Source organism: bacterium Scap17 (genome assembly GCA_013376735.1).
GTDB lineage: Bacteria > Pseudomonadota > Gammaproteobacteria > Pseudomonadales > Halomonadaceae > Cobetia.
The window spans coordinates 357804-379041 of the sequence record VINJ01000001.1 but is presented as its reverse complement, the minus strand read 5'-3'; the positions used below and the strand labels follow the sequence as shown (position 1 = coordinate 379041).

General features: G+C 61.9%; 15 protein-coding genes and 4 tRNA genes. 5 read left to right on the top strand and 14 right to left on the bottom strand.

From position 1 onward, the window contains the following. Positions 1 to 71: 71 nt before the first annotated feature. From dnaB to FLM52_01715, 7 genes are all read right to left on the bottom strand, one after another. Positions 72 to 1454 carry a replicative DNA helicase gene (gene dnaB / locus FLM52_01745; GenBank protein ID NVN54527.1) on the bottom strand — a complete coding sequence of 461 codons (1383 nt, stop codon included), beginning with the start codon at positions 1452 to 1454 and terminating at the stop codon, positions 72 to 74. A 263-nt stretch (positions 1455 to 1717) separates the two neighbouring features. Beyond that, positions 1718 to 2164, bottom strand: a complete 447-nt coding sequence (gene rplI / locus FLM52_01740) for a 50S ribosomal protein L9 (protein ID NVN54526.1) — start codon at positions 2162 to 2164, stop codon at positions 1718 to 1720. A 12-nt stretch (positions 2165 to 2176) separates the two neighbouring features. After that, positions 2177 to 3031: a hypothetical protein gene (locus FLM52_01735; GenBank protein ID NVN54525.1), complete on the bottom strand. Its 855-nt coding sequence runs from the start codon at positions 3029 to 3031 to the stop codon at positions 2177 to 2179. Positions 3032 to 3043: 12 nt separating this feature from the next. Beyond that, positions 3044 to 3271, bottom strand: coding sequence for a 30S ribosomal protein S18 (rpsR, locus tag FLM52_01730; GenBank protein ID NVN54524.1), 228 nt, complete (start codon positions 3269 to 3271; stop codon positions 3044 to 3046). 26 nt (positions 3272 to 3297) lie between these two features. Next, positions 3298 to 3678: a 30S ribosomal protein S6 gene (gene rpsF / locus FLM52_01725; protein NVN54523.1), complete on the bottom strand. Its 381-nt coding sequence runs from the start codon at positions 3676 to 3678 to the stop codon at positions 3298 to 3300. Positions 3679 to 3985: 307 nt separating this feature from the next. Further along, complete coding sequence (gene rlmB, locus FLM52_01720; protein ID NVN54522.1) at positions 3986 to 4897, bottom strand: 23S rRNA (guanosine(2251)-2'-O)-methyltransferase RlmB; 912 nt, start codon at positions 4895 to 4897, stop codon at positions 3986 to 3988. A 168-nt stretch (positions 4898 to 5065) separates the two neighbouring features. Then, complete coding sequence (locus FLM52_01715) at positions 5066 to 7777, bottom strand: ribonuclease R (protein ID NVN54521.1); 2712 nt, start codon at positions 7775 to 7777, stop codon at positions 5066 to 5068. A gap of 340 nt (positions 7778 to 8117) precedes the next feature. Between FLM52_01715 and FLM52_01710 the strand changes: the two genes are divergently transcribed. The 4 genes from FLM52_01710 (at position 8118) to FLM52_01695 (ending at position 8730) form a co-directional block, all read left to right on the top strand. Continuing rightward, positions 8118 to 8204: transfer RNA gene (locus FLM52_01710), tRNA-Leu, on the top strand. A gap of 123 nt (positions 8205 to 8327) precedes the next feature. Beyond that, positions 8328 to 8414 (top strand) — tRNA-Leu (locus FLM52_01705). Between the two features lie 42 nt (positions 8415 to 8456). Next, positions 8457 to 8543, top strand: a tRNA-Leu gene (locus FLM52_01700). A gap of 100 nt (positions 8544 to 8643) precedes the next feature. After that, a tRNA-Leu gene (locus FLM52_01695) sits at positions 8644 to 8730 on the top strand. 300 nt (positions 8731 to 9030) lie between these two features. Here FLM52_01695 and FLM52_01690 read toward each other — a convergent pair. After that, positions 9031 to 9885 (bottom strand): DNA/RNA non-specific endonuclease, encoded by an 855-nt coding sequence (locus FLM52_01690; protein ID NVN54520.1) that lies wholly within the window; start codon positions 9883 to 9885, stop codon positions 9031 to 9033. Between the two features lie 460 nt (positions 9886 to 10345). Here FLM52_01690 and FLM52_01685 point away from each other — a divergent pair, with 460 nt between their 5' ends. Continuing rightward, positions 10346 to 10663: a high potential iron-sulfur protein gene (locus FLM52_01685; GenBank protein NVN54519.1), complete on the top strand. Its 318-nt coding sequence runs from the start codon at positions 10346 to 10348 to the stop codon at positions 10661 to 10663. Between the two features lie 177 nt (positions 10664 to 10840). Here FLM52_01685 and FLM52_01680 read toward each other — a convergent pair whose 3' ends face one another. From FLM52_01680 to FLM52_01655, 6 genes are all read right to left on the bottom strand, one after another. Beyond that, positions 10841 to 12442: a SpoVR family protein gene (locus FLM52_01680; protein NVN54518.1), complete on the bottom strand. Its 1602-nt coding sequence runs from the start codon at positions 12440 to 12442 to the stop codon at positions 10841 to 10843. 47 nt (positions 12443 to 12489) lie between these two features. Continuing rightward, complete coding sequence (locus FLM52_01675; protein NVN54517.1) at positions 12490 to 13773, bottom strand: YeaH/YhbH family protein; 1284 nt, start codon at positions 13771 to 13773, stop codon at positions 12490 to 12492. A 97-nt stretch (positions 13774 to 13870) separates the two neighbouring features. Continuing rightward, positions 13871 to 15793 (bottom strand): PrkA family serine protein kinase, encoded by a 1923-nt coding sequence (locus FLM52_01670; protein ID NVN54516.1) that lies wholly within the window; start codon positions 15791 to 15793, stop codon positions 13871 to 13873. Positions 15794 to 16488: 695 nt separating this feature from the next. Next, a complete protein-coding gene (locus FLM52_01665; protein NVN54515.1) occupies positions 16489 to 17574 on the bottom strand; it encodes a low specificity L-threonine aldolase in 1086 nt (361 codons plus the stop codon). A gap of 199 nt (positions 17575 to 17773) precedes the next feature. Continuing rightward, positions 17774 to 18847, bottom strand: coding sequence for a pyridoxal-phosphate dependent enzyme (locus FLM52_01660; protein ID NVN54514.1), 1074 nt, complete (start codon positions 18845 to 18847; stop codon positions 17774 to 17776). A 203-nt stretch (positions 18848 to 19050) separates the two neighbouring features. Next, positions 19051 to 21078, bottom strand: coding sequence for an NADPH-dependent 2,4-dienoyl-CoA reductase (locus FLM52_01655; protein NVN54513.1), 2028 nt, complete (start codon positions 21076 to 21078; stop codon positions 19051 to 19053). Between the last annotated feature and the right edge of the window lie 160 nt (positions 21079 to 21238).

Sequence of the window (21238 nt, the reverse complement as noted above, 5' to 3'; positions counted from 1 at the left end):
TCAGTGCGGGTCTTGCGAGGCAACGGCGATGCCGCCGCCCGGGTACATGATTGACGCGCGTACGCATCACGTTATTCAGCGAAGGCCTGGCCATAACTGTCGGGCGCCAGGTCCTCGAAACGGGTGTACTTGCCGATGAAGGCCATGTGAACGGTACCGATGGGGCCGTTACGCTGCTTGCCGATGATCAACTCGGCCAGTCCCTTGTTGTCGGGGTTGTCCTTGTTGTAGACCTCATCACGGTAGACGAAGGCGATGACATCGGCATCCTGCTCGATGGCGCCGGATTCACGCAGATCCGACATCACCGGGCGCTTGTTGGGGCGCTGCTCAAGCGAGCGGTTCAGCTGCGAGAGCGCCACCACCGGGCAGTCGAATTCCTTGGCCAGGCCCTTCAGCGAGCGCGAGATCTCGGAGATCTCCGCGGTCCGGTTCTCGGAAAGCCCCGGCACCTGCATCAGCTGAAGGTAATCGATCATGATCAGACCGATGCCGCCGTGTTCACGCGCCATGCGTCGACAGCGCGAGCGCATCTCGTTGGGCGACAGCGCCGCGGTGTCATCGACGAACAGCTGCTTGTCCTTGAGCAGGTTGACCGCCGAAGTCAGACGCGGCCAATCCTCGTCTTCCAGCTGGCCAGTACGCACCTTGGTCTGATCAATGCGGCCCAATGAGGAGATCATGCGCAACATCAGCGACTCGGCGGGCATCTCCATCGAGAAGACGGCGACCGGCTTGTCGCCGGAGACCACGGCATGCTCGACCAGATTCATGGCAAAGGTGGTCTTGCCCATCGAGGGACGCCCGGCAATGATCACCAGATCCGACGGCTGCAGGCCGGAGGTCATGTCATCGAGATCGCGGAAGCCGGTCGACAGGCCCGTCATCTGGCCCTTGAGGTTGAACAGCTCATCGATGCGGTCCACCGCGCCGGTCAGCAGCTGACTCATGCCCTGGGGGCCACCGCTCTTGGGCCGCGATTCGCTGATCTGGAACACCAGGCGCTCGGCCTCGTTGACCAGCTCATCGGCATCACGCCCCTGCGGGCTGAAGGAGCTCTCGGCAATCTGGTTGGCCGCCTGGATGAGCTTGCGCAGCGTGGCGCGCTCGCGAACGATGTCAGCATAGGCCTTGATGTTGCTGGCCGAGGGCGTATTGCGCGCCAGCTCGGCCAGGGTCGCCAGCCCGCCGACCGACTCGAGCTGGTCACGACTTTCCAGCAGCTCGGACAACGTCACCACATCCAGCGGGCGGCTGCCGCCGACCAGCTGAGACATGGCGTTGTAGATGAGACGATGCTCATAACGGTAGAAGTCGTCGGCCACCAGCCGCTCGGAGACCGTATCCCAGGCGCTGTTGTCCAGCATCAAGCCGCCAAGCACCGACTGCTCGGCCTCCAGCGAATTGGGCGGCACCTTGAGCGCTGCCGTCTCGCGATCCTGAATCTCGCTCATGCCTGACTGACTCCTGCTGATGACTGACATGCCCGCGGGGGCTTCTAGTTTCACGCATTGACGCAAGCCTGCCAACCGTCGCGCCCACGCCGAAGCCTCTTCCTGACGGGGGCAGGCATTCTACCGGATTTTGTGCGTCATCGCCTCGACGACGACAAATCACGCCCATGAAAAAACCGCCTTCGCATCAAGGATGCAAAGGCGGCTTGGGTACCGCAGCAGTCGCTACGCCGGATCACCGGCCAGCCACTGCAGATCAGCGATTACTCGCCGACCACGACCACACGGACAGTGGCAGTCACTTCAGCGTGCAGCTGCAGCACGATGTCGTATTCGCCAGTGTTACGCAGCGGGCCTTCCGGCATGCGGACTTCGCTCTTGGCGACGTCGATGCCAGACTGGGCGATAGCTTCGGCCAGATCACGCGGACCGATGGAACCGAACAGCTTGCCTTCATCGCCAGCCTTGGCGACCAGGGACAGTTCGATTTCGTTCAGCTGAGCGGCACGCGCTTCAGCTTCGGCCTTGCGCTCTGCAACCTGTGCTTCCAGCTCAGCGCGCTGAGCTTCGAAAGCCGCCTGGTTTTCAGCAGTGGCCGGAACTGCCAGGCCGTACGGCAGCAGGTAGTTGCGACCGAAGCCAGCCTTGACGGAAACCTGGTCACCCAGGTTACCCAGCTTGCCAATCTTGTCGAGCAGAATGACTTGCATCTCGTAAACCTCTTATCGATGACTGCCGGCGAGACGTGCGCGAAAATCCGCAAAGACGTCCACAAGCGCCAACAGCAGCAAAATCAGAATCGTGGGCCAGGTGGTCAGCATCATGAAATAGACACCGACGAGCCATAACCCGCTCATCCCCTTTAACCCGATGTAACCATGTACCAGGGCAATGCCCGCCACCAGCAGCGGTATCCAGATCAGCAGGAGCACTGCAGGCACATTGAGCAGTACGCCAATGATCCCGCAGGCTGCCAGTATCAGGATTTCGGGCAAACTCAGCCGAAAGGCATGGAATTCGCGGCGAAACCCACCCGGATTGTAGAGCCCGGACTGCCAACTGCGCGCCAGGGCCAGACAGCCCGTGGCGGCCAGCAGGACCACCAACCCGGTAATACTACCGATGACCAGCCCTGCGAGCTGTTCAGTCGGCACACCTTGAGCGGCAAAGTCGTTCAAGCGTGCGTCAAGCTCAGGGGCATTCTTGCGAATGCTCTCAAGCAGTGGACCGGCTCCGCCTGGTGGCAGGAATATCCCGGACTGCACCATCAGTGCCGCCGTCAGGCTGGCGCCTATCAGCGCCTCCCCCCATCGCACGCGAGCGCGCAACAGGGTTGCCATCAGGGTGACCAGCAATACGGTTGCCAAAGGCACCGGATCGCCTTGTACCCACCACCAACCGGCCGGAACGGCGGCGGCGATGACTACGGGTGCGGCAGGCGCAAGGCCACGCCGAAGCGTGACCAGCGCACTGATGGCGGCACTGAACCAGAAGAACCAGGGCACGATTCCCGTCAGCAATGCAATCGCAATGCATTGCAGGGGGCCGCGCATGGCCCAGCGTGCCAGTGCCAGCATCATGGTGTCGCCTTACTGGTGGCTATCGCTGTACGGCAGCAGAGCCAGGTAGCGAGCACGCTTGATGGCAGTCGCCAGCTGACGCTGGTAGCGTGCCTTGGTGCCAGTGATACGGCTCGGGACGATCTTGCCGGTCTCGGTGATGTAAGACTTCAGGACTTCGATGTCCTTGTAGTCGATCTGCTTCACGCCTTCAGCGGTGAAGCGGCAGAACTTGCGACGACGGAAAAAACGTGCCATTGCAATGACCTCCTGGGGGTGCGGTATCAGTTAGCGTCTTGAGCTTCGGATTCGTCACGCTTGTCTTCGCGACGCGGACGCTTCTCTTCAGCCGGCTTCATCATCGGAGACGGCTCGATGACCGCTTCCTTTGAACGCACAACCAGGTTACGGATGACGGCGTCGTTGAAACGGAAGATGGTTTCGAGTTCTTCAACCACCTCACCGGTAGTTTCGACGTTCATCAGCACGTAGTGGGCCTTGTGGATCTTGTTGATCGGGTAGGCCAGGTGACGGCGACCCCAATCTTCCAGACGATGCACAGTACCGCCGGCTTCGGTCACGATGGAGGTGTAACGCTCGATCATGGCCGGAACCTGTTCGCTCTGGTCCGGGTGGACCATGAACACGATCTCGTAGTGACGCATGGCTTGGCTCCTTTCGGTTTGACAGCCCCCACGGCGCGTCTCGGGCCGGGAAGCAAGGAGTGGAGTGATTACTACGGTTGTGCCATTCAGACCCGAAGGCCACGAAAGACGCACGCGGGCGAGGACAGGTGCCCCCATGCCGCGCATTCACTGCAGACTGCACTTCACAGAACCGCAGTATTGTAGAGAGGAGTCAAGGGCTTGGCAAGCGGCCCGTGAAAGACAGCCAGCCCCGTTCCGCCGGCCGCCTTTCTCTTGCCTCTCTCTTGCCTCTGCCCTGCCTGCCTATCCCCTGCCGACAATTGCCTCAGCCGCGGCGCTGACGCACGGCCTCGAACAGACAGACGCCCGCGGCAACCGAGACATTGAGGCTGGAGACGCTACCCGCCATCGGCAGCTTGATCAGGCTGTCGCAATGCTCGCGGGTCAGGCGACGCATGCCCTTGCCCTCGGCACCCATCACGATGGCGACCGGGCCGGTGAAGTCGGCTTCGAAGGCCATGGATTCGGCTTCCCCCGCCGTACCCAGCACCCAGACACCGGCCTCCTTCATGGCGTCCAGCGTGCGGGCCAGATTGGTGACCTGATAGACCGGCACCACTTCCGCAGCCCCACAGGCCACCTTGCGCACGGTCGCGTTCAGGGAAGCCGACTTGTCCTTGGGTACGATGACGCCATGGGCGCCCGCAGCATCGGCACTGCGCAGGCAGGCGCCGAGGTTGTGCGGATCCGTGACGGAGTCCAGCACCAGAAACAGCGGAGCTTCTGCGTGGGACCAGCCATCGAGACGCAGCTTGAGGCCGGTCTCGTTCTCGGTGGCCAGTGGCGCGCACAGCGCGACCAGCCCCTGATGGGCACCACCGCCGACGGCCAGTGCATCCAGCTCCTCGCGCCCCTTGAGGGTGACGCGCGAGCCGGCGGCACGCGCCTGCTCGATGATCTCGCTCAGGCGCAGCTCGGCCTCGCCCGCCTGCACCCATAGCTCGCTGGGCGCACGATCTCGTGCCAGCAAGGCTTCCACGGCATGCACGCCATAGACGGCTTCCAGCCCACCGGGAATCTTCGGCGCAGCGGCGCGAGTGCCACCCTTGCGTGCCCCGCCTCGCTCATGGCGCTGAGCGCCACTGCGCTCGCCTCGGGAATGCTCACTTCTGGCGTGGCTAGCACGCTCGCCGGCGGGCTTGCCGCGGCCGGGCTTGCGCCCCTTGTCCTGACTCATTGTGCCTTCCTGACTGATGACCCGACGGGCCCTGTCACATTGACGGAAACTGAGCTGCCGCCGACGCGACAGCCTTGAAATCGTGCAGCCTGAACTGCCCAACGCATCAGCCCCGACCGGAGCCGGGGCTGATGCAATTGCAATGACGCGTGAGGAGCCGAGCCGAAATCAGCTACGGCCGTTACCGCGACGCCCGCGCGAGCGCGAACCGCGTTTGCGCGACGGATCGTCCTTGCCTGCAGCCCCCATCGGTGCCACCGGCGCGAACGGACTGTCGGCGGCTTCCGGGCCACTCGGCACGGCCGGACGCGCTGCTGCCGGCGCTTCAGGCGCAGACTCACGCTCATTGCCAGCAGACGCCTTGCGCTCTCCACGGCCTGAGCGGTCATTGCGCTCACCGCGCGGCTTGCGCGGCGGACGCTCACCTGCCGATTTTTCGGCCGCAGTCGCGTTGCCATTGCCTTCCTGGCTGACTTCTTCAGTCAGGGACTTGAGACGCTCGCGTTCACGCTTGCCGGGGCGCCCCTTGGAAGAGGACTCCTTGCCGGAAGGTGAGCTGCTCTTGGCCGCAGATGACTTGCCACCCTCTCGCTCGCTGCTGCGCGACTTGCGCGGCTTGCGCTTGGGGCGCGGTGTCGGATCGCTGAGCATGAAGTCGATCTTGCGTTCATCCATGTCGACACGTGCCACCTGGACGGTGACGCCATCGCCGAGACCATAGCTGACGCCGGCACGCTCACCCTTGAGGCGGTGCTTCTCAGCCTCGTAGTGATAGTAGTCGGACGGCAGCGAGGAGATGTGCAGCAGGCCCTCGACGTAGTAGGCATCCAGGCGCACGAACAGGCCGAACTGGGTGACCGCCGCGACGGTGCCTTCCAGCACTTCGCCGACCTTGTCCTTCATGAACTCGCACTTGAGCCAGTCGTTGACGTCACGCGTCGCCTCATCGGCTCGGCGCTCGGTCATCGAGCAGTGCTCACCCAGCTCGAGCATCTGCTCGAAGGTGTACGGGCACCACTTGGTCGGGCGTTCGGTCACGGCATCTTCGGCGCGCAGCACGGTGTCGGTCTTGCGCGGGCCACGGATGACGGAGCGAATCGCACGGTGGACCAGCAGATCCGGATAACGACGGATCGGCGAGGTGAAGTGCGCATAGGCATCGTAGGCCAGACCGAAGTGACCTTCGTTCTGCGGCGAGTAGACCGCCTGGGTCATGCTGCGCAGCATCACGGTCTGGATGATGTCGAGGTCCGGACGCTCGGCGATCGAGGCACGCAGTGCCTGGAAGTCCTTGGGTGCCGGCTCGTCACCACCTTCCAGCGTCAGCCCCAGCTCGCCCAGGAAGGCGCGCAGATTGCTCAGGCGCTCCGGCGCCGGCTGCTTGTGGACACGATAGAGTGCCGGGAGATCGTGCTCATCCAGGAAACGCGCCGTCGCGACGTTGGCCGCCAGCATGCATTCCTCGATCAGCTTGTGGGCGTCGTTGCGGGTACGCGGCACGATCTGCTCGATCTTGCGCTCATCGTTGAACAGGATCTGGGTCTCGGTGGTCTCGAAGTCGATGGCACCGCGCTTGTCACGCGCCTTGCGCAGCACGCCGTACAGGGCATGCAGGTTGTGCAGTGACGGCAACAGCTCGCTGTACTGCTGGCACAGTGCCTGACCCTCTTCGCTGTCCGGATCTTCCAGCATGGTACCGACCTTGTTGTAGGTCAGGCGGGCATGGGAACGGATCACGGCCTCGAAGAAGCGATAATCGAGCATCTCACCATCCCGGGCGGAGATGGTCAGCTCGCAGACCATGGTCAGACGGTCGACGTGCGGATTGAGCGAGCACAGTCCATTGGAAAGCAGTTCCGGCAGCATCGGCACGACCTGCCCCGGGAAATACACCGAGTTGCCGCGCACGTAGGCTTCCTGATCCAGCGGACTGCCGCCACGCACGTAGTGGGAGACATCGGCGATGGCGACCAGCAGTTTCCAGTTGCCGCTGTCGTCCTGCCAGGCACAGACGGCGTCATCGAAGTCCTTCGCGTCTTCGCCATCGATGGTGACCAGCGGTGTCTCGCGCAGGTCGATGCGCCCCTTCTTGTCTTCTTCCAGCACCTCGGCGGAGATGGTCGAGATCTGGTCTTCGACTTCCGGCGGGAATTCACTGGGGATATCGTGGGAGCGGATCGCGATATCGATTTCCATGCCCGGGTCCATGCGCTCACCGAGCACCTCGACCACTTCACCCACCGGCTGAACGCGTGTAGCGGGCTGCTGAGTGATGCGCACGGACACCACCTGGCCATCCTTGGCACCATTGACCACGCGGTTGGGGATGATGACTTCCTGCGCGATGCGCGAGTTCTCGGGAATCAGCACACCGAAGTCCGGCTCGGACTGACGATAAATGCCGACCAGGGTCTGGGTGTTGCGCGCCAAGACCTCGACGATGGTGATCTCGTCACGGCCACGACGGTCACGGCCGCTGATGCGCGCCAGCACCTGATCGCCATGGAAGACGCGACGCATCTGGCGCGGCGGTACGGCGAGGTCCGGCTTGACGCCATCTTCGCGCGCCAGGAAGCCGAAGCCGTCACGGTGACCGACGATGCGGCCACGGATCAGGTCCAGCTTGTCGATCAGGGCATAGGCGCCGCGACGATTGCGCAGCACCTGACCGTCACGCTCCATGGCATTGAGGCGACGACGCACAGCTTCCTGCTGCTCCTCGTCCTCGAAACCGAGCATGCGGCTCATGTTCTCGTGGGTAATGGGCTTGCCATACTCTTCCAGCTTGTCGAGCAAGAACTCTCGGCTGGGGATGGGCTTGTCGTACTTATGGGCTTCGCGTTCCGCGTGCGGGTCGTCGCTGAGCGTCCATTGGGTCATTAATCAGGATTCCTTGACGATGAATTCGAGACGGGCAGCGATCGCGGCACGGAATGACAGGTTGTCTCTCATCCGCGCATTATAGCCTCTACCCTTGGGCCGACCCAACCATTCCCCGCCACTCATCACGGCGGAGGGGCCATTCAGTGCTCTCAATGGCGGCCCGAGGCCAGACTCTCAAGCCTGAAAGCTCGCCAATCGATGAGCTTCATCTGTCTGTCCTCTCTCTGGTCTCTGTCTATCCTCATGAAGCGAGAGAGGCTTTCTGCGGCCCGCTCAACAAGGCATGAAAGAAAAAGCTTGCATTCCCGCAGTACATCCGTATTATTCGGCACCACTTGCCCAGATGGCGGAATTGGTAGACGCGCTAGCTTCAGGTGCTAGTGTCCGTATGGACGTGGAGGTTCAAGTCCTCTTCTGGGCACCAATTTCGGGTTTCATGTTGGCGTGACACACGTTAAGATGGATACCAGAAAGCGGGTAAAGCATTTAAGTTTCAATAACTTGACTGCTGATCCGGGTCTACGGGCCGAAACGAGTTCTGATGTCTGCCCAGGTGGCGGAATTGGTAGACGCGCTAGCTTCAGGTGCTAGTGTCCTTATGGACGTGGAGGTTCAAGTCCTCTCCTGGGCACCACGGACGTCAGACTCACAACGAACGCCCCCTGTATCGCGCTTCGCCCAGATGGCGGAATTGGTAGACGCGCTAGCTTCAGGTGCTAGTGTCCTTATGGACGTGGAGGTTCAAGTCCTCTTCTGGGCACCACGATGCGCACTCGAACAGGGAACATGGCATCCACTACCAAGGATCTCATGCTCGTTCAGCTGCAAGACTCAGCTCTTGAGACTTCAGCACACAACTTGATGCCCAGATGGCGGAATTGGTAGACGCGCTAGCTTCAGGTGCTAGTGTCCTTATGGACGTGGAGGTTCAAGTCCTCTTCTGGGCACCATCAAGTTGATATCCGATGCATCCTCGCAGCACCTGCTGCTCACATCGCGATACTCCCCCCCCTTGCAATATCCTGACTGACTCACCCTCTTGTTTTGTCCAGCCCCACAGCGCCCTGCGTTGTCTTTCGCATGCCCCGACGATAATACCGCCCTCCTCATGCGCAACTTGTCCACACCCGTTGCCATGCCTGGCGCTGTGGATAACTCTTTTCAGCCGCCCTCTTCCCGCCGGACCTGGTTCTGTCGGACCTTGGCTTGGCGCTGATAGGCTCCTATGTCACCTGCCTCTCCCTGTGCGCTCAATAACGTGATGGCGTACGACTGAAACTGTCCACCTGCCAGCCATCGCGCACGACTTGCGCCTCGAGGCGCTGCTCGACGTCATCGGGAAGCTCATGGAAGAAGTCCAGCCCTGTCAGTGACTCGATGCGGTCGATGCTGACCAGAAAGCGATCCAGCGGCTCATCTCCCCTCACCTGCTGCGGAAGGAGAAATGCCAACGCACGCGGTGCCTGCCGGCCCGAACCGGGCGAGATGATGATCTTGTAGAAGGCATCGGGAATCTCGATCAGATTGGGCAGCCGCTCGATACTGCCGCTGAAGACCGGTCCTGCCGTGATCCACAGCGTACCTTCACGTGGCAGGATGCTGTCCATGATGGCAGCTTCCAGCCGTTGCCAAAGCTTGCGATTGAGTGCCGGTGTCTGTGGCGAGATATTCGTCATGCGGAAGGTCTGATGCTGCGCCTTGACGCCGTAGATCTTGCCGATGGCGTAGTTGGGCGCCAGGTGCCCACGATCGTAGCCACTGTTGCGATAGCTATCCGGCGTGACGGGCCAAAGTGAGCGCCAGTCGCGCTCAAATTCGTCAGGACGCTCCCCCAGCCGCGACCCTTGAGTATTCTCGAGCCGCCATGTCACCCACAACGGGTTGGCACGCAGATCAGACCACCCCACCAGATAGGCATCGCTGCGCAAGCCACGCGCCAGCGTCTTCCAGTCCAGCGCACGCGCCTGCGGCACGCCCTGCCAGACGTAGAATTGCTGGTAGTCGCGCTCCTGCCACCACCAGAGCCCACCCCCTACCAGTGCAAACACCACGCTGACCCCGAAGCCTCGCCATAGCTTGCGGCCGGCCGAGCGAATATCATCCATCACATCCAGCATCCCGCCATTTCCTTCTTGTCGTTGCAGTTACCTCGGCAAGGCATGCATTCATCATTTCGCCATGGCTCGCGGGCCACAGCGATGTCATTCACGCTACTGCGTCGATTCCATCATGCCAGAGTTATGCCAGCGAGGCTGACGGTTGCCCCAACTCAAGCCACAATAAACAGGTAGCACCCGCTTGATGCACCATCGGCAAGCAGAAACCTCCTGACAAATCTGCCCGAACACTGATGGCGCAGAACCTGACCACATGTTCAGCATCTGGCATGCCACCTGCATCCATGAATGCCAGCAAGCGGTCAGCAATGCCACACAGAGTGCCCATCAAGGTGCCGGTGGCACCCGCGACACTGCAACGACTGACATGCAAGCGCCTCCTGACAGGCGAGCCGTGACCGCAGCACATCCCGACGGTTGTGCTCCATTGATGAGAAGGAATCCGACCATGGCCAATCAGAGCCGCCGTAACTTCATGCGCAATAGCCTGCTGGGGCTTGCTGCCCTGCCGCTGGGCGCCGCCATACTTTCACCCCGCGCCCTTGCCGCCGACCTGCCGCGACTGGATACCTCCAACCCACAGGCAAAGGCGCTCAACTATGTGGAGGTCGCCAGTGAGGCCGAGGATCATCCCGCCTTCAAGCCGGGTTCGGACTGCGCCAACTGCATGTTCTACAAGCCCGAGAACGAGGGCTGCCAGCTTTTTCCCAGCCATAGCGTCGAACCGAAGGGCTGGTGCCAGTCCTGGACCAAGCGTCCGTCCTGAGGCGCTCAATCGAAGCTCTCTGGCTGAAAGCACGAGAGCCCACTGAAACAAGAAAACCGCCGCGAGAGTGTCCTCACGGCGGTTTTTTATGCCTGTCTCATGCCGATTGCGCGCCGGTCAGGTCGGACATCCCCTCGATACCACCTTGAGCCGCCATGAACTCCCCCTGAAGCCCTGTCAGCCGGGATTGGCATCCTCCGGCAGCGGCCACTGGTAGCGCCTTGCCACCTCATCGCTCTCCATCGACTCCAGATGAACGGGGAAGCCCCAAAGCTGGTGCAGATAGCGCATCACGGGGTAGACGCTGCGCGCCAGCGGGCGGCGATCATCCTGCACATGGCGCAGGGTCAGCGAGCGATCACCGCGAATATTGGCGGCCCACACCTGGATATTCGGCTCACGATGGCTCAGCGCGTACTGCACGCACAGCGCCTCACGAATGCGCTTGTAACCGCGACTGTCGTGAATGGCGTCAATGACGAGATGCTCATCGCTGTCATCATCGACCAGCGAGAACAGCTTGAGATCCCGGATCACCTTGGGCGACAGGAATTGCTGGATGAAGGACTCATCCTTGAAGTTGCGCATCGCGAAGTGCACCGTTTCCAGCCAGTCGCTGCCGGCGATATCCGGGAACCACTCACGATCCTCATCGTCGGGGTGCTCACAGATACGCTTGATATCGGTGAACATCGCGAAGCCCAGCGCATAGGGATTGATGCCGTTGTAATGCGGGTGATCGAAGCCGGGCTGCTGCACCACCGAGGTATGCGACTGCAGGAACTCGAGAATCACGCCCTCGCCGATCACCCCCTCATCGTAGAGCTGATTCATGATGGTGTAATGCCAGAAACATGCCCACCCCTCGTTCATCACCTGCGTCTGGCGCTGTGGATAGAAGTACTGCGCCAGCTTGCGCACGATACGCACCAGCTCGCGCTGCCAGGGCTCCAGCAACGGGGCATTCTTCTCGATGAAATAGAGCAGGTTCTCCTGCGGTTCCGGCGGATAGTGTCCGCGGCGATGCAGACCGAGAGGATCATTGACCTCATCGACCACCTCATCCTCTTCGCCCGCCTGGGGAATCGTGGTCCAAAGCGCATTCACCTGGGCCTGCAGGTAGGCCTCTCGCTCCTGCTGACGCTGGACCTCCTCTTCCGGCGAGATGGCTGAAGGACGCTTGTAGCGATCCACGCCATAGTTCTGCAGCGCATGACAGGCATCGAGCAGCTGCTCGACGGCGTCCACGCCATGACGCTCCTCGCACTCGGACACGTATTTCCGCGCGAAGACGAGGTAGTCGATGATCGCCGAGGCATCCGTCCAGGTGCGGAACAGATAATTGCCCTTGAAGAAGCTGTTGTGGCCATAGCAGGCATGCGCCATGACCAGAATCTGCATCATCAGGGTGTTCTCTTCCATCAGATAGGCGATGCACGGGTCGGAGTTGATCACCAGCTCATAGGCCAGCCCCATCTGCCCTCGCCGATACGCCTGCTCCACCGACAGGAACTGCTTGCCGAACGACCAGTGATGGTAGCCGACCGGCATGCCGATACTGGCGTAGGCATCCATCATCTGCTCGGACGTGATCACCTCGATCTGGTTGGGGTAGATATCCAGATGGTACTGCGCGGCGATGCGCGCGATCTCGCTTTCGAAATGCTCGAGCAATTCGAAGGTCCAATCCGACCCGCTGGCCGGTTGGGTATCTTCCAGCCGGCTATCGATGTGCTTGCCCACTCGGTCATCAAGACCGCCATCAAGACCATGACTCATGAGGCCTCCTGACCCGGCGTGACTGCCGGGCACGTCGCATGATGTGATCAGGCGCTGATGCGGCGCTTGAACAGCTCGCGGAATACCGGGTAGATGTCGCCTGCCTCGACGATCTGCTGCATGGCAAAACGTTCCGGAAATTCCGCCTCGACCCGCTCGTACTCCTCCCATAGCGCCTGATGGGCATGCGGCGTGATCTCCACATAGGCGTAGTACTGCAGGCGCGGCATCAGCTTCTTGATCATCAGTTCGCGACAATTGGTGGAATCGTCGTCCCAGTTGTCGCCATCCGAGGCTTGCGCCACGTAGAGATTCCACTCGCCGGCCGGGTAGCGCGATTCGATCACCTCATCGAGCAGCGTGAGGGCACTGGACACGATGGTGCCGCCGGTCTCGCGGGAGTAGAAGAACTCCTCCTCATCGACTTCCTTGGCAGCGGTGTGATGACGGATGAAGACCAGCTCGACCTTCTCGTAGTTGCGCTCCAGGAACAGATACAACAACAGGAAGAAACGCTTGCCGATGTCCTTGTGCGCCTGGGTCATCGACCCCGAGACATCCATCACGCAGAACATCACCGCCTTGTTGGACGGCATCGGCTGATTGATGAGGTGGTTGTAGCGCAGATCATAGGTATCGAGGAACGGCACCGCCTTGAGGCGCGCCTCGAGCCGCTCGATTTCCGCCTTGAGCTCACTGATGCGCACCTTGTTGCGCAGCACCGGGTCCTTGCGCTCCTCCTGCTCCAGCGCTTCGACAGCCTCCTTCAGCGCTCGCTTGATCGGGGAACGCATCGCGATGCGCCGCGCCTGTGCCGAGCGCATCGAGCGAACGATGTTGATACGTGCCGGTGTGCCGTCACGCGCAATCCCCGCGCGCACTGGGCGCACCTCTTCCATGTCCGCGATCTGCTTGCGCTCCAGATGCGGCAGTTCCAGTCCGTCGAAGACGAACTCGAGAAATTCCTCACGCGACAGGGTGAAGGCAAAGTCGTCTTCCCCTTCGCCCTGATTGGAGGCCTGGCCTTCGCCACTGCCACTTCCCCCACCACCACCGCCGGGACGGCGCATGCGGTCCCCTTCGACAAATTCCTTGTTGCCGGGATTGATCACACGCCGCTTGCCGCCCTGCCCGTGCTGGAAGACCGGCTCGGAAATGTCTCGCGTCGGGATGGAGACTTCCTCACCGCGCTCCATGTCGGTGATGGAGCGCCGATTGACGGCATCCTCCACCGCCCGCTTGATATGACTGCGATAGCGCCGAATGAAGCGCTGTCGATTCACTGCACTCTTGTTGCGTGCATTGCTGCGTCGATCAATGAAATAACTCATTCGCCCTCCTTGCCGGCCCCGCCCTCAGCGGATGGCCGGATGGCAAGTGCCGGCGGCAATCGTGCCCGCCGGCAGGCCTGTCGTCAGTCGGCAGGGCTTACTGCGACTTGCGTACGCGCAGGTACCATTCGGACAACAGGCGCACCTGCTTCTCGGTGTAGCCGCGATCCACCATGCGCGCCACGAAGTCCTCGTGCTTGCGCTGGTCGGATGCCGAGGCCTTGGCATTGAAGGAGATGACCGGCAGCAGCTCTTCGGTATTGGCGAACATCTTCTTCTCGATCACCGCACGCAGCTTCTCGTAGGACTGCCAGCTCGGGTTGGTACCGTTGTTCTGCGCCCGTGCGCGCAGCACGAAGTTGACCACCTCGTGACGAAAATCCTTCGGGTTGGAGATGCCCGCGGGCTTCTCGATCTTCTCCAGTTCCTCGTTGAGTGACTGACGGTCCAGCAGTTCACCGGTCTCGGGATCGCGATACTCCTGCTCCTGGATCCAGAAGTCGGCATAGGTCACATAGCGATCGAAGATGTTCTGCCCATACTCGGAATAGGACTCGAGATAGGCGGTCTGGATCTCCTTGCCGATGAAGTCGACGTAGCGGGGTGCCAGGTATTCCTTGATATAGCGCAGGTAGCGCTCATGGGTTTCCTTGGGCAGCTGCTCCTGATCGAGGCGCTGCTCCAGCACGTAGAGCAGATGGACCGGATTGGCCGCGACCTCACTGGCATCGAAGTTGAAGACCTTGGAGAGAATCTTGAAGGCAAAGCGTGTCGAGAGCCCATCCATCCCCTCGTCAACACCGGCGCTGTCGCGGTATTCCTGGATCGATTTGGCGCGCGGATCGGTATCCTTGAGGTTCTCGCCGTCATAGATGCGCATCTTCGAGTAGACGCTGGAATTCTCCGGCTCACGCAGACGCGACAGCACGATGAACTGGGACAGCATGCGCAGCGTATCTGGGGCACAGGGCGCCTGATTCAGCGACGAATGCTCCAGCAGCTTGGCGTAGATCTTGACCTCCTCGGAGGCGCGCAGGCAGTAAGGCACCTTGACGATATAGACGCGATCAAGGAAGGCCTCGTTGTTGCGGTTGTTGCGAAATGCCTGCCACTCGCTCTCGTTGGAGTGCGCCAGCACCACGCCATCGAAGGGAATCGCGCCCATACCTTCCGTCGGGTTGTAATTGCCCTCCTGGGTCGCGGTCAGCAGCGGGTGCAGCACCTTGATCGGCGCCTTGAACATCTCGACGAATTCCATCAGCCCCTGGTTGGCCTTGCACAGCCCGCCGGAGAAGCTGTAGGCATCCGGGTCGTCCTGGGCATAGAGCTCCAGCTGACGGATATCGACCTTGCCGACCAGCGCGGAAATGTCCTGGTTGTTGTCATCACCCGGCTCGGTCTTGGAGATACCGATCTGATTGAGGCGCGAGGGGTAGAGCTTGACCACGCGAAATTTGCTGATATCTCCGCCATATTCCTTGAGCCGCTTGGCGGCCCACGGCGACATTGCACTGCGCATGCAGCGCCGAGGAATGCCGTACTCCTTCTCGATCAGCTCACCATCTTCCTCCGGCGAGAACAGCCCCAGCGGAGACTCGAATACCGGCGAGCCCTTGATGGCATAGAAGGGGATCTGCTCCATCAGCAGCTTGAGGCGCTCCGCCAGAGACGACTTGCCACCGCCCACCGGGCCGAGCAGATACAGGATCTGCTTGCGCTCCTCCAGTCCCTGCGCCGCATGCCGGAAGTAGGAAACGATCTGCTCGATCGCCTCTTCCATGCCATAGAACTCGGCAAAGCTTGGATAGCGGCGGATCAGCTTGTTGGAAAAGATACGGGAAAGACTGGGGTCCTTGGCGGTATCGATGACCTCCGGTTCACCGATGGCCGCCAGCATGCGCTCTGCAGCGCTGGCGTAGGCAGTAGCGTCCTGCCGGCACAACTCCAGGTACTCCTGGAGACTCATCTCTTCTTGCTGAATCCGCTCATAGCGGCTCTGCACGTGATCGAAGATGCTCATGGAAGCCTCCTTGTCGCGACATCAGTCGCTGGGACCATCGCCGGGCCCACTCAGATAAGACCGCAAGATTCGCTCGCCCGCTCAGCCTGGATGGCGTTCGCAGGACGACTGCCTCGGCGTGTTTATCAGCATAGGTCGATATAGGGTGCCGGTGTCCAATACAGTGAATGAAAGCATTCAACGAACTTTCCGCCAGCGCAGCCAGTTCTGCCAGCCATCACAGGATCTACGGCAACCAGAGGGTCAGCAGACACTCCGTTCGCGCCTGAATCCCCCTGACAACACGTTGAAGAAAGAAGCAGGAACACGACCAATGTCTCTGCTGCCGCGGGTACTCCCTCCACCTCATGTTGCACCGCAGCACACCCTGAGCATAGGAAGAGACTGACGGTTGACGCCAGTCACTCGCACGCCCAGACGACACTGCATACCAGCCAGTCGAGCAAGAATGATCGCGTCCACACCTCTCACCCGACCACCCCCGCCGCTCTTCACACAGCCTCCTGCTTCGCCGCAAAGACCATGAAGACAATGACTGGCGACGAAGTGGCTACCAACCTGATCAGACTATTGCCTCAGTCACACATGACGTTGACCAGACCAGACAACAGGCCATAAAAAAAATCCCCATCGCCGGGGCGATGGGGATTTTGAGGGAGGCGCTCACGCCTTGGGGACTGCCTGAATCGAGAGACTCACAGCACGTCGCGAATATCCTTGAGCAAGGCGTCGAGCAACTCGGTGGTGGTGTTCCAGGAGCAGACGAAGCGCGCGCCGCCCGCACCGATGAAGGTATAGAAGGTCCAGCCACGCTCACGCAGTGCCGCCAGCACATGCTCGGGGAAGCTGGCGAACACGCTGTTGGCCTCGCTGGGGAACAGCAGCTCGATGCCCTCCAGCGCCTCGAGGCGCTCGGCCAGATACTGCGCCATGCCGTTTGCATGACGGGCGTTGTTCAGCCAGACATCATTTTCCAGCAGCCCCATCCAGGGCGCCGCGATGAAGCGCATCTTGGAGGCCAGCTGACCGGCCTGCTTGCAGCGATAATCGAAATCGCGTGCCAGCTTGCGATCGAAGAAGATCACCGCCTCTCCCATGGCCAGACCATTCTTGGTGCCGGAGAAGCACAGCACGTCCACGCCCGCCTTCCAGGTCAGCTCGGCCGGCGAGACACCCAGCGCGGCGCAGGCATTGGCGAAACGGGCGCCATCCATATGGATCTGAAGGTCATGACGGTCCGCCACCTCACGAATCGCCTGCAGTTCCTCCAGGCTGTAGACGGTGCCGACCTCGGTGCACTGGGTCAGGGAGATCACCCGCGGACGCGGATAGTGGATATCGCTGCGCTTGGTGACCAGCTGCTCGATGCCTTCCGGCGTCAGCTTGCCGTCGGGGCCCGGCGCGTTGAGCAACTTGGAACCGTTGGAGAAGAACTCCGGCCCACCGCATTCATCGGTCTCGATATGGGCCAGTTCGTGGCAGATGACACTGTGGTAGGACTGGCACAGATGGGCCAGCGACAGGGAGTTGGCGGCGGTGCCATTGAAGACGAAGAACACCTCGCACTCGGTCTCGAACAACTGACGGAAGCTGTCGGTGACCTGCTGCGTCCAGCGGTCATTGCCGTAGGCGAGGTCGTCATCACGATTGGCCTGCATCATGTACGCCATCGCCTCGGGACAGATACCGGACGTGTTGTCACTGGCCAGAAAGCGTGAAGTGCACGCCTCATCGGCAGCAGAGGTCGCAGCGGGGGTCGGGGCAATGGCGTCAGTCGTCATGGGAATTTCCAGAGCGGGACAGGGGATCACCCTGTCCGGTGAAACAGACACGGCTCCCGGATGGCAGGAGCCGCTGCAGAAACTCCATCATAACAGCGCTGCACGTCGCCGCCAGTGGCAGGTGAAGGCTGCACGCAAGCCACCGGATGGTGCCTCACAGGAGGGGACGAGCCAGATGACACTCACCCCGGCAGCACCCTCAGATGGCCTGCAACGCCGGATAGCCTCGTCGCCCCTGCAAGCCCCCGCTGTGCAGCACGCGAATGCGCGTACCGCGTGCGATCAGACCATTGGCCAGATGGTGCGCCAGCGCCGCAAACAGTTTGGCGGTGTAGACCGGCTCCACCGCAACGCCGGTCTCAGCCTCGAAGCGCTGAATGAACTGGATCAACCAGTCAGGCGCCTTGGCAAAGCCGCCGGCCTGCGCGCCCAGCCACAGCCCCCACTCCGGCGTCTTCTGCTGGCTGCCGCCACTCTCCGCCAGCAGGCGACGCACACGATGGTAAAGCTGATCGCCATGATTCATGGTCGGCACCCCGATGACCCGCAGCCCATCGCGCTCGCCCAGCGCGCTCAGCACCCCGGCAAGCGTCGTGCCGCTGCCACAGGCCAGCAGTACCAGTTGCGGCGCAGACTCGCCGGGCACCGGCTCGGCCAACGCCTGGGCCAACGGTGCCAGCCCGGCGACACCCTCCACGCAACCGCCACCCTCGGGAATCCATACTCCCTCGCCATGGCGCCTGGCAAAATCAGGCTGGTCGCGCTGCCGGTACTCGGCTCGCGAGACGAAACTCAAGCGCATGCCATTGTCACGTGCATCGGCGAGCGTGGGCGTCAGCGGCGCTTCGGGGTGCCCGCGCACCAGGCCATGCGTCTCGATACCCAATCTGGCACCCGCCGCCGCCAATGCATGCAGATGGTTCGACCACCCCCCTCCACAGCTGATGATGCCCCGCTTCTCGCTCAACGCCCTGGCCAGCGGCAGGCGCAACTTCCAGGCCTTGTTACCGGAAATCTCGCTATCCAGCGTGTCAGCGCGCAGGCACTCGACGATCACACCGGCCTCATCGGCCAGCGGCCACGCCAGGCGCTCGACCGCTGGCGGCGTGAACAGATCCAGCAGGCTGTCCAGTGTCTCGGCTACCGGCGGGGAGGCGGCCAGCGATGATGAATCCCGAGCGCTCTCCCTCTGCGGCGACAAAGGGCTGTCCTCGGTGTCCGGCATCAGAGCCTCAGCGGTGGCATGGCGTGAGGCGGTGGCGTGCGGTGACATGAGCAGATCCCATCGTGGCGACAAGGCAGAAATCAGAGCGCATCGAACCGCTGGCGCGGCGCCTGAGGCAAACTCTGAAGACGACAAAGCCACCACGGAGGCACATGCAACAAAGGCACGGCGTCCGCGATGGCTTCCATCAGTCTAGGCAGTGGTCCGGCTCAGCTCAACGCTGAATATCCCCATGCGTGATCGCGGTCAACTCAAAGGGCTGCGGCCGCCATGGTGCCCTGCGCGATCGCGCGCTTGGCATCCAGCTCTGCCGCCTTGTCGGCGCCACCGACGATATGCAGCTCCACCCCCGCCGCCTCCAGAGGCGCCTTGAGCTCCAGCACCGAATCCTGCCCGGCGCACAGCACGATGCTATCCAGCGCCAGATGCTGCTCTTCGCCATTGAGGCTGACGGTCAGGCCTTCGCTGTCGATCGAGCGATACTCACAGCCGGCGACCATCTTGACGCCACGCTGCTTGAGGGTCGCGCGATGCACCCAGCCAGTGGTCTTGCCCAACCCCTTGCCGGGCTTGGAGGTCTTGCGCTGCAGCAGCCACACCTCACGTGGCGCCTGCGGTATCACGGGCGCCTTGAGTCCGCCAGGCGTGCTGACCGAGAGATCTACCCCCCACTCCTCGCACCACAGCTCACCATCCAGCGAGGGCGACGGCTCGACGTGGGTCATCAGCTCCGCGACATCGAAGCCGATCCCGCCAGCCCCGATCAACGCCACGCGACGCCCGACCCGCTCCGGTGCGCTGATCGCCTCGGCATAGCTGAGCACCTGCCCCCGCTCGATACCGGCTTCGACACCCTCGATATCCGGCGTCCTCGCCTTCACGCCCGAGGCCAGAATCACGGCATCGAATTCCGCCAGCATCTCGGCGGTGGCGCGGGTATTGAGACGCACCTCGACCCCACAACGCACCAGCTTCTCGTTGAAGTAACGCAGTGTCTCGTCGAACTCTTCCTTGCCGGGAATGCGGCGTGCGAAATTGAACTGCCCCCCCACCTCGGACTGCGCCTCGAACAGCACCACCTCGTGGCCACGCTCGGCCGCCGTCACGGCGGCAGACAAGCCGGCAGGCCCTGCGCCCACCACTGCTACACGGCGCTCATGTCGCGCGGGCTCGATCACCATCTCGGTTTCATGACAGGCGCGCGGATTGACCAGGCAAGAGGTCAGCTTCATCTGGAAGGTGTGATCGAGACACGCCTGATTGCAGGCGATGCAGGTATTGATGATGGCAGCATCGTCCGCCCTGGCCTTGCTGACCCATTGAGGATCCGCCAGGAACGGCCGCGCCATCGACACCATGTCGGCATGGCCCTCGGCCAGCACCGACTCGGCAACCTCGGGCATGTTGATGCGATTGGTGGTGATCAGCGGCAGACTGAGCTCCTGCTTCATGCGCTGGGTCAGCCCCGTGAAGACAGCGCGCGGCACGCTGGTGACGATGGTCGGCACACGCGCCTCATGCCAGCCGATGCCGGTATTGATCAGGCTCGCCCCCGCCGCCTCGATGGCCTTGCCGAGCGCGACCACTTCCTCCCAGGTGCTGCCCTCGTCGACCAGATCCAGCATCGAGAGGCGATAGATGATCAGGAAGTCCTCACCCAGCGCGGCACGAATACCGGCGACGATCTCCACCGCCAGGCGGATGCGATTCTCGAAGCTGCCACCGTACTCATCCTCGCGCTGATTGGTGCGCCGACAGATGAACTGGTTGATGAAATAGCCTTCTGAGCCCATCACCTCGACGCCGTCATAGCCGGCCTCGCGTGCCAGGCTGGCGCAGCGCACGTAGTCGGCGATCTGCTCCTTGACCTCTGAGGTGCTCAGCGCGCGTGGCGTGAAGGGGTTGATCGGCGCCTGAATCGCCGAGGGCGCGACCTGATCCGGTGAGTAAGCATAACGCCCCGCATGAAGGATCTGCAGACAGATGCGCCCATCCTCGGCGTGCACCGCCTCGGTGACCTCGCGATGGTGCTCCGCCTCCTCCGGGGTGGTCAGCTTCGCGGCCCCCTGCATGACAGCCCCTTCCGCGTTCGGCGCGATACCGCCCGTGACGATCAGCGCCACACCGTGGCGTGCACGCTCACGATAGAACGCCGCCAGGCGCGCGAAGCCATTGGGAGTCTCCTCAAGCCCCGTGTGCATCGAGCCCATCAGCACACGGTTCTTGAGCGTGATATGGCCCAACGTCAGCGGACGGAAGATATTCGGATAGGCAGTCATTGCGGTCTCTCCTTGGCTGTCTCGAGCACCTCGGACAATCATTGTTGTATCGTGCCGCCGCCATTCTCATCAGCAACACTCATGAATCATGGCCATCAGCAGGAGGCTGTCAGGACATCAACGGCTGAGGACAGATGGCAAACGGTCGTATGAAACGAGT